Source organism: Stenotrophomonas rhizophila (assembly GCF_020857975.1).
Classification (GTDB): Bacteria; Pseudomonadota; Gammaproteobacteria; order Xanthomonadales; family Xanthomonadaceae; genus Stenotrophomonas; species Stenotrophomonas rhizophila_C.
Map to the genome: position 1 here is coordinate 64,192 of NZ_JACWUO010000019.1, position 8,586 is coordinate 72,777.

Below are 8,586 nucleotides of genomic sequence, written 5' to 3' on the forward strand. Positions count from 1 at the left end.
GCATGAGTGTCTGGGCCATCGGCGACCTGCAGGGCTGCTACGACGTCACCCAACGGCTGCTGGAGAAGATCCGCTTCGACCCGGCGGTGGACAAGCTGTGGTTCTGCGGCGACCTGGTCAACCGCGGCGGGCAGTCGCTGGAAACGCTGCGGCTGGTGCATTCGCTGCGCGAGAGCAGCGTGGTGGTGCTGGGCAACCACGACCTGAGCCTGCTCGCCGTCGGTGCCCGCACCGAGGAAGAGCAGCGCAAGGTCAACCCGGACCTGCTGCGCATCGTGCTGGCCGAGGACCGCGACGAGCTGCTGGAATGGCTGCGCCTGCAGAAGCTGGTGCACGTGGACCGCGAGCTGGGCTGGATGATGATCCATGCCGGGCTGGCCCCGAAGTGGACCACCCAGCTGGCCGAAAAGCACGCCCACGAAGTGGAGCTGCAACTGCACGGCAGCGGCTACCGCAAACTGTTCCGCAACATGTATGGCGACAAGCCGAGCTGGTCGCCGGGCCTGGCCGGCTACGACCGTTCGCGCGCGATCATCAACCTGTTCACGCGCATGCGTTACTGCACCCCGCGTGGCCGGATCGGGATCGAGGACAAGGGCACCCCGGGTACCCAGGAACAGGGCCTGTACCCCTGGTTCGAAGTGCCCGGCCGGGTCGAGCGCGACCTGAAGATCGTCTGCGGCCACTGGTCGGCGCTGGGCCTGACCATCACCCAGGGCGTGCACGCCATCGATACCGGTGCGGTGTGGGGCGGCAAGCTGACCGCGCTGCAGCTGGATACCGATGAACTGCGCGTGGTGCAGGTGCCCGGCCGTGATGTGCCCAAGCCGGTGTCGACGCCACGCCCACCGGCGCGCCGCCCGGCCGGCGACGGCGAGGCCGGCAACGGCCGCCCGCCGCGCCAGCCGCAAGGCCAGCGCCGCGAGCGCGGGCCGCGCAGCCAGCCGCCGCGCCGTGCCGCCGAACCGGCCGGCGACAACGGCGGCAGCACCCCCACCACGGCATGATCCAGACCCGCCACCTGCTGCTGGGCGTACTGGGCCTGCTGGTCGCGGTGGCCGCAGCCTGCCAGCGCGTCCCGGAACCGGCCGCCGCGCCGGCATCGACAGCGCCCAGCGCGGCGGCCCCGGCCGCGGTGCCAGCCTCCCCCCCACTGGTGGAGGCCGCCCGCGGCCAGATCGGGCAGACCGTCCGCTACGACCCGGCCTATGTGGTGCTGGGCTATCCCGGCGGCGATGTGCCGGCCGATCGCGGGGTATGCACCGACGTGGTGGTGCGTGCGCTGCGCACCCAGGGCATCGACCTGCAGCAGCAGATCCACGAGGACATGCGCGGCAACTTCAGCGCCTATCCGGCGCTGTGGGGGCTGGCGCGCCCGGACCGCAACATCGACCACCGGCGCGTGCCCAATCTGATGCGCTGGTTCGAGCGCCAGGGCTGGCAACAGTCGCGGTCTGCGCAGACTGCCGACTTCGCCGCCGGCGACATCGTGGCCTGGAAGCTCAACGGCAACGGCCTGCTGCACGTGGGCATCGTCTCGGACCGGCAGCTGGCCGACGGTACCCCACTGGTCCTGCACAACATCGCGCGCGGCACCCGGGAAGAAAACCTGCTGTTCCAGCACACCATCATCGGGCACTACCGCGCACCGCAATCCAACGGCGGCCGGCAAGCCAACGGATAACGGCGACCCACGGGTAGGCATCCACCGTTGGTGGATGCAACGCAGCCCGCGCTACCTGCGCCTGGCGTAATCGACGAAATCGAACGCGAACGCGTGCCGCGCATCGGCCGGGTGATGTTCGCGCGCCACTTCCACCCAGACCGCCGGATCGACCGGCGGGAAATGGGTGTCGGCCGCCACCGCCGTATCCACCCAGGTCAGGTGCAGCGTGCTGGTCTGGTGGAGCAGCTGGGCGAAGATCTCGCCGCCGCCGATCACGCACAACTCGCCAGCGCCCTCGCCCTCGGCAAGCGCCGTGGCTTCTTCCAGCGATGCCACCGCACGCATGCCTTCGAACGGAACCTGCCCGCTGCGGGTCAACACCAGGTTGGACCGGCCCGGCAGCGCGCGGCCCAGCGACTGCGCGGTCTTGCGCCCCATCAGGATCGGCTTGCCCAGGGTCAACGCCTTGAAATGCTTGAGGTCGTCGGGAAGCTGCCAGGGCAGGTCGTTGTCGCGACCGATGCCACGGTTGCGGTCCAGCGCCACGATCATCGACAGCTTCATGGCACTCATACCGCCACCGGCGCCTTGATCGCCGGGTGCGGGTCGTAGCCGTCGATGCGGATATCGTCGAACTGGAAGCCGAACAGGTCGGTGACCTGCGGGTTCAACCACAGCGTGGGCAGCGCGCGCGGCTGCCGCGCCAGTTGCTCGCGGGCCTGCTGGACATGGTTGGAATACAGGTGGGCGTCGCCCAGGGTGTGCACGAAGTCGCCCACGCCCAGCCCGGTGGCCTGCGCCACCAGGTGGGTCAGCAGCGCATAGCTGGCGATGTTGAATGGCACGCCCAGGAAGATGTCGCCGCTGCGCTGGTACAGCTGGCAGCTGAGCTTGCCGTCGATGACGTAGAACTGGAACAGGTTGTGGCAGGGCATCAACGCCATCTGCGACAGCTCGCCCACGTTCCAGGCACTGACCACCAGCCGGCGCGAATCCGGGTTGCGCCGGATCTCCTCCACCAGCCACTGCATCTGGTCGATGCTGCCGCCGTCGGCGGTGGCCCAGCTGCGCCACTGCTTGCCATAGATCGGGCCGAGGTCGCCGTTGGCATCGGCCCACTCGTCCCAGATCCGCACCTGGTTGTCCTTGAGGTAGCCGATATTGGTATCGCCCTTCAGGAACCACAGCAGCTCGTGGATGATCGAGCGCAGGTGCAGTTTCTTGGTGGTGACCAGCGGGAAACCGTCGCCCAGGTTGAAGCGCATCTGCCAGCCGAACACGCTGCGCGTGCCGGTGCCGGTGCGGTCGGCTTTCTCCGCGCCATGCTCGAGCACGTGCTGGAGCAGGTCCAGGTAGGGCTTCATGGCGCGGCCCCCGCGGCCTGCACCGGCAGCTGCGGCTGCAGCACCGGGGCGCGCCGCGACAGGGCCAGCAGCACCAGGCCGAAGGCGATCAGCGGCACGCACAGGATCTGGCCCTTGGTCAGCCAGCCGAAGGCGATATAGACGCCATTGTCGGGCATGCGCACGAACTCCACCGCGAAGCGGAACAGGCCGTACATCAGCGCGAACAGGCCGGCGATCACATAGCGATGGCGCGGCTTGGCCGACACCGCCCACAGCACCACGAACATCACCAGGCCTTCCAGCAGCGCTTCATACAACTGCGAGGGATGGCGCGCGTACGGGTTGAGCGCGCCGCTGGCGAACTGCGCCTTCAGCGTGGCCAGGTCCAGCCCGTTCAAGGGCGCCGGCAGGCCACTGGGAAACACCACGCCCCAGCTGCCATCGGTGTACTTGCCCCACAACTCGGCGCCGATGAAGTTGCCGATGCGGCCAAAGCCCAGCCCCAGCGGCACCAGCGGGGACATGAAATCCAGGGTGTCGAACAGGTGCAGGCGCTGCTTGCGCGACCAGTACCACGAGGCGAACAGCACCCCCAGCAGGCCGCCGTGGAAACTCATGCCGCCATCCCACACCTTGAACAGCAGCAGCGGGTTGTGCAGGAAGTCCGACAGCGCGTAGAACAGCATGAAGCCCACGCGCCCGCCCACCACCACGCCGAGCATGGCGTAGAACAGCAGGTCGGAGAAGCCGTTGGCATCCACCCCGGGCAGGCGCCCGGCCGCGATCCGCCTGCGCCCCAGCCACCAGGCCGCAGTGAAGCCGAGCAGGTACATGATGCCGTACCAGTGCACCTTGACCGGCCCAAGCGAGATGGCGATGGGGTCGATGTCGTGGAAATAGATCATGGGCGATGCCTTGCAGGTCAGCGGATATTCTACGGCCGCAACACCTTAACCCAGCAGTTGGGGCGTGTTGGGCAGGTTGTCATCCTCAGACCCGGGAACCGGCGGATAGTGCCCGGCCAGCAGCTCGGAGACCTCCTCGATGGCCAGCAGCACCGCGTCCTGCAACGCACCGTCGCGCAGGCGCTGCTGCATATGCGCGCAGATCTCCTGCCATTGAGCCTCACCGACCTTGCCGCGCAGGCCGCGGTCGGCCACCAGCTCGATGGCGTGGTCGGCCAGCAGCAGGTAGACCAGCACGCCGTTGTTGTGTTCGGTATCCCAGGTGCGCAGCTGGGCGAAGGCCTGCTCGGCGCGCTGGCGCGGGCTGACCCGGCGCCACAGCGCCAGCAGCGGCAGGTCGGCCTCCACCGCGAACATGACCTGGCCGCCGTGGCGGCGCTCGCCGGCGGCGATCGCCTCGGTGATCGCCTGCAGCCGGGCCGGCGGAAAGGCGCGCCGCACCGAGGGTGAGAACAGATGTCGCCACCAGCGCATTACCAGCCCCCCGAGGCGCCACCGCCTCCCGAACGTCCACCGCCACCGCCCCAGCCACCGCCCCCACCGCCGAAGCCGCCACCGCCCCCGAACCCGCCGCCGCTGCCCCAGCCGCCACCACCGCCCCAGCCGCTGTTGCGGGCGAACGCACCGGCCCGGCCCGAGGACAGGCCCATCGCCAGGCCGATCAGCCCAGCCAGGCCGCTGGCCAGCCACAGCGAGGTGAACAGGAAGGCCGCCACGGCCGCGCCGCCGCCGCCAAGCAGGGCGCGCAGCGGGCGCGGCAGCCAGCCCAGGATGGCGCGCAGGAAGCTGCCGACGAAGAAGCCGATCACCAGCGCGAAAGTCCAGCCGTCGCCATCGGGGTTGCGGCTGGCGCGGTGGGTGCTGACCGGCGCCGGCAGCGGTTCGCCGTCGATCAGCTTGACCAGTGCCGCGCTGGCCTCGGCCAGCCCGCCGGCGTAATCGTTGGCGCGGAAGCGCGGGGCCAGGTATTCCTGGATCACCCGGTTGGCGACCGCATCGGGAATCGCCCCTTCCAGCCCATAGCCCGGTTCGATCCGGACCCGGCGGTCGTCCTTGGCCACCACCAGCAGCACCCCGTCGTCCACGCCCTTGCGGCCGATCTGCCACTGCTCGAACACCCGCTGGGTGTACTGCTCGATGGTTTCCGGGGCGGTGCTGGGTACCATCAGTATCTGCAGCTGGCTGCCCTTGCGCTGCTGCAGGGCCAGCGCCTGGGCCTGCAGCGCCTGGGTCTGCGCGGCATCCAGGGTGCCGGTGGTGTCCACCACCGGCGAGCTCAGCGCCGGGATCGCCGCGTCGGCCTGCGCCCAGGCCGGCAACGCCAGGCACAGGCACAGCAGCAACAGGCCACCCAGCAGCTGGCGGATGCGCATCGGCTTACTGCGCCGGGGCCTGCTGCGGCGCGGGCGCCGGAGCCGGGGCCTGCGCGCCGAACTTGACCGCAGGCGGCTGCGAGATCTGCGCTTCGTTGTCCACGCTGAAGTTCGGCTTGACCGCATAGCCGAACATCTTGGCGGTGATCAGCTGCGGGAACTGGCGCAGGTAGGTGTTGTAGTCCTGCACCATCTGGATATAGCGGCCGCGCGCCACGGTAATGCGGTTTTCGGTGCCTTCCAGCTGCGCCTGCAGGTCGCGGAAGCCCTGGTCGGACTTCAGGTTCGGGTAGTTCTCGGTGACCACCAGCAGCCGCGACAGCGCCCCGCTCAGCTCACCCTGGGCCTGCTGGAACTGCTTGAGCGACTCGGCATCGTCGGCATTGACGTTGACCTGGCCCACCCGCGCACGCGCGTTGGTCACATCGGTCAGCACCTGGCGTTCCTGGTTGGCATAGCCTTCCACGGTCTGCACCAGGTTGGGGATCAGGTCGGCACGGCGCTTGTACTGGTTGAGCACCTCGGCCCAACCGGCCTTGACCTGTTCATCCTTCTGCTGGATGGCGTTGTAACCACAGCCGGACAGCAGGGTGGCCAGCACGGCCAGCAGCAACAGACGGAAGAACGATCGCATGGCCGGCTCCGGATCTCGATGGACGGGACCGGGAGCATGCCACGTTTGCGGTAAAGCCGATGTGGGTACCGGCGGTTGGCCGGTACCCACGGCGTACCGACCAACGGTCGGTACCTACCAGTTGCCGGCGCCGGGCACGTGGTGCTCGACGGCGCGGCGGCGCATCAGCAGGTTCAGCCATTCCACCAGCACCGAGAAGCCCATCGCCGCGTAGATGTAGGGCTTGGGCACGTGCACGCCCAGGCCGTCGAGGATCAGCACCGCGCCGATCAGCAGGATGAAGGCCAGCGCCAGCATCTTCACGGTCGGGTTTGCGTCGATGAAGCGGCCCAGCGGGTTGGCCGCCAGCAGCATCACCGCCACCGACAGCAGGATCGCGGCCACCATCACCGGGACATGGTCGGCGATGCCGACGGCGGTGATCACCGAGTCCAGCGAGAACACGATATCGATCAAGGCGATCTGCGCGATGACCATGCCGAACACCGCCGAGGTCTTGGTGGTGGCGGGGTCTTCGTCTTCGCCGCCGGTGATCAGCTCGCGGATCTCCATGCCGCCCTTGATGATCAGGAACAGGCCGCCGAGGATCAGCACCAGGTCGCGGATGGAGATGCCCATGCCGGCCACGGTGAACAGGTTGGCTTCCATGTGCGCCAGGTAGGCCAGCGACACCAGCAGCAGGATGCGGGTGATGCAGGCCACCGCGATGCCGAGCTTGCGCGCGAACGGGCGGCGCGCTTCGGGCAGCTTGCTCACCGCGATCGAGATGAACACCAGGTTGTCGATGCCCAGCACGATTTCCAGCGCACTGAGGGTAAACAGGGTCAACCAGACGTTCGGGTCGGACAGCAGCTCAAGGTACATGGAAGGAATCCTTACAGGGGGGGACGAGCCGGAGAGGGCTCAGAACAGTTGCGGCAGCAGGACCAGGCCCCAGCACACCAGTACATTGACCATCAGCACGAACACCGCCGCCGAGCCCATGTCCTTGGCCCGGCCGGCCAGTTCATGGAATTCGCTGCCATAGCGTTCGATCACCGCTTCGATGGCCGAGTTGGCCAGTTCCATCGCCAGCACCAGCAGCAGCGAGCCGATCATCAGCGCGCGCTCGACCGGGCTCTGGCCCAGCCACAGCGCCAGCGGGGCCAGCACGACCAGCAGGTAGACCTCCAGCCGGAACGAGGATTCATGCAGCCAGGCCGCACGCAGGCCCTGCCAGGACCAGACCGCGGCCATCAGGATGCGCCTGGGGCCGCGCGGCATATGCCCGATTTCATCAGCCACGGGCGCAGGCTCCACGTTTGGGGGCGGGCCGGGACGACGGGGGCAGCACACGGCGGACGGTCATGGGCATCGCTGAATGGGCAATCAATCGGTCATTTTGCCACAAGCCCGGCAGACCATTGTTGAACGCGGTCATTGCCCGGGCGGGGTAAAGCGGCGCCGGCGGCCAACTCCTATGATGGGGATCCGCCCGTTCTGGACGCCGGTGCCGGCGCCCGCCCCGAGGAGTCCGCCGATGTTCGACCGCTGCGCCCGCCCCCTGCTGCTCGCCCTGGCCCTGTCGGCCGCCCTGCCCGCCCTGGCCCGTACGCCGGCCGCGCCGCCGCAGGTGCCGGCCCAGGTCTCCAACGTGGCCTGGGCCCAGGACATGGCGCGGTTCGCCGCCGCCGACCGCACTGCCCCGCCGCCGCGCGGGGGTATCGAGTTCATCGGCAGCAGTTCGATCCGGATGTGGGACAGCCTGGCCGCCGATTTCCCCGGGCAGCCGGTGTTCAACCGGGGCTTTGGCGGTTCGGAGGTGCGCGACAGCACCTGGTATGCCGACCGCATCGTGGTGCCGTATGCGCCGTGCAAGGTGTTCTTCTACGCCGGCGACAACGACCTCAACAGCGGCCGCAGCCCGGCGCAGGTACGCGACGATGTGCTGGCCTTCGTGCAGCGGGTGCACCGCGACCTGCCCGGGACCACGGTGGAATACATTTCGATCAAGCCCAGCCCGTCGCGCGCGAACCTGCTGCCGGCAATCAGCCAGGCCAACGCGATGATCAAGGCGGCGCTGGCCAGGCTGCCGAACACCGGCTACACCGACATCTACACGCCGATGCTGGGTGCCGACGGGCAGCCGCGGGCGGCCTTGTTCCGGGAGGACATGCTGCATATGACCGCGGAGGGGTACGCGATCTGGCGGGAGGCGTTGGCGCCGAAGGTTTCTTGCGATTGAGGCTGGGGCAACAGCAACGGCAACAGCAACAGCAACAGCAACAGCAACAGCAAAAGCAAAAGCAATTGCTTGGTTGCTGAGGGGTGGGCTGGCACGGGTGGGTTGGCGGGACACGCCGTAAACCCGTCCTTGGGGGCTTGGCGAAAACATCCATGTTTTCGACAGTCCCGCCAACCCACCCGTGCCAACCCTTCGATGGCAATTTGGCGCGTTTGGGAAAAGAGGGAGAGCGTGCCGACCAACGGTCGGCACCTACCGCAAGGGCGGATTACGGTCGATTCGTTGGTGTCGGTGTCGATTCGTCGGTGTCGATTCGTCGGTGTCGATTCGTCGGTGTCGATTCGTCGGTGTCGATTCGTCGGTGTCGATTCGTCGGTG

Annotated in this window: 11 protein-coding genes; 3 read left to right on the forward strand and 8 right to left on the reverse strand. The window is 68.3% G+C overall.

The window, feature by feature from the left end:
• The first annotated feature begins 2 nt into the window (after positions 1–2).
• A complete protein-coding gene (locus IC535_RS15725) occupies positions 3–1,007 on the forward strand; it encodes a symmetrical bis(5'-nucleosyl)-tetraphosphatase (RefSeq protein ID WP_228886316.1) in 1,005 nt (334 codons plus the stop codon).
• Positions 1,004–1,684: a DUF1287 domain-containing protein gene (locus IC535_RS15730; RefSeq protein ID WP_228886315.1), complete on the forward strand. Its 681-nt coding sequence runs from the start codon at positions 1,004–1,006 to the stop codon at positions 1,682–1,684. The genes IC535_RS15725 and IC535_RS15730 overlap by 4 nt, the downstream gene beginning before the upstream one ends.
• 51 nt (positions 1,685–1,735) lie before the next feature.
• Here IC535_RS15730 and IC535_RS15735 read toward each other — a convergent pair whose 3' ends face one another.
• From IC535_RS15735 to IC535_RS15770, 8 genes are all read right to left on the reverse strand, one after another.
• Positions 1,736–2,230: a dihydrofolate reductase gene (locus IC535_RS15735; protein ID WP_228886424.1), complete on the reverse strand. Its 495-nt coding sequence runs from the start codon at positions 2,228–2,230 to the stop codon at positions 1,736–1,738.
• Positions 2,231–2,235: 5 nt separating this feature from the next.
• A complete protein-coding gene (locus tag IC535_RS15740; RefSeq protein ID WP_228886314.1) occupies positions 2,236–3,030 on the reverse strand; it encodes a thymidylate synthase in 795 nt (264 codons plus the stop codon).
• Entirely contained in the window at positions 3,027–3,917 is an 891-nt protein-coding gene (lgt, locus tag IC535_RS15745) for a prolipoprotein diacylglyceryl transferase (protein WP_228886313.1), read from the reverse strand. Before lgt ends, IC535_RS15740 begins: the two co-directional genes overlap by 4 nt.
• A gap of 45 nt (positions 3,918–3,962) precedes the next feature.
• Positions 3,963–4,451 (reverse strand): TPM domain-containing protein, encoded by a 489-nt coding sequence (locus IC535_RS15750; protein ID WP_228886312.1) that lies wholly within the window; start codon positions 4,449–4,451, stop codon positions 3,963–3,965.
• A complete protein-coding gene (locus tag IC535_RS15755; protein ID WP_267472992.1) occupies positions 4,451–5,350 on the reverse strand; it encodes a TPM domain-containing protein in 900 nt (299 codons plus the stop codon). The genes IC535_RS15750 and IC535_RS15755 overlap by 1 nt, the downstream gene beginning before the upstream one ends.
• Positions 5,351–5,354: 4 nt before the next feature.
• Positions 5,355–5,984 (reverse strand): LemA family protein, encoded by a 630-nt coding sequence (locus IC535_RS15760; RefSeq protein ID WP_228886311.1) that lies wholly within the window; start codon positions 5,982–5,984, stop codon positions 5,355–5,357.
• Between the two features lie 114 nt (positions 5,985–6,098).
• Complete coding sequence (locus IC535_RS15765; protein ID WP_228886310.1) at positions 6,099–6,848, reverse strand: TerC family protein; 750 nt, start codon at positions 6,846–6,848, stop codon at positions 6,099–6,101.
• A gap of 39 nt (positions 6,849–6,887) precedes the next feature.
• Complete coding sequence (locus IC535_RS15770) at positions 6,888–7,268, reverse strand: diacylglycerol kinase (protein WP_228886309.1); 381 nt, start codon at positions 7,266–7,268, stop codon at positions 6,888–6,890.
• 235 nt (positions 7,269–7,503) lie between these two features.
• Here IC535_RS15770 and IC535_RS15775 point away from each other — a divergent pair, with 235 nt between their 5' ends.
• Entirely contained in the window at positions 7,504–8,208 is a 705-nt protein-coding gene (locus IC535_RS15775; protein ID WP_228886308.1) for an SGNH/GDSL hydrolase family protein, read from the forward strand.
• Positions 8,209–8,586: the final 378 nt, after the last annotated feature.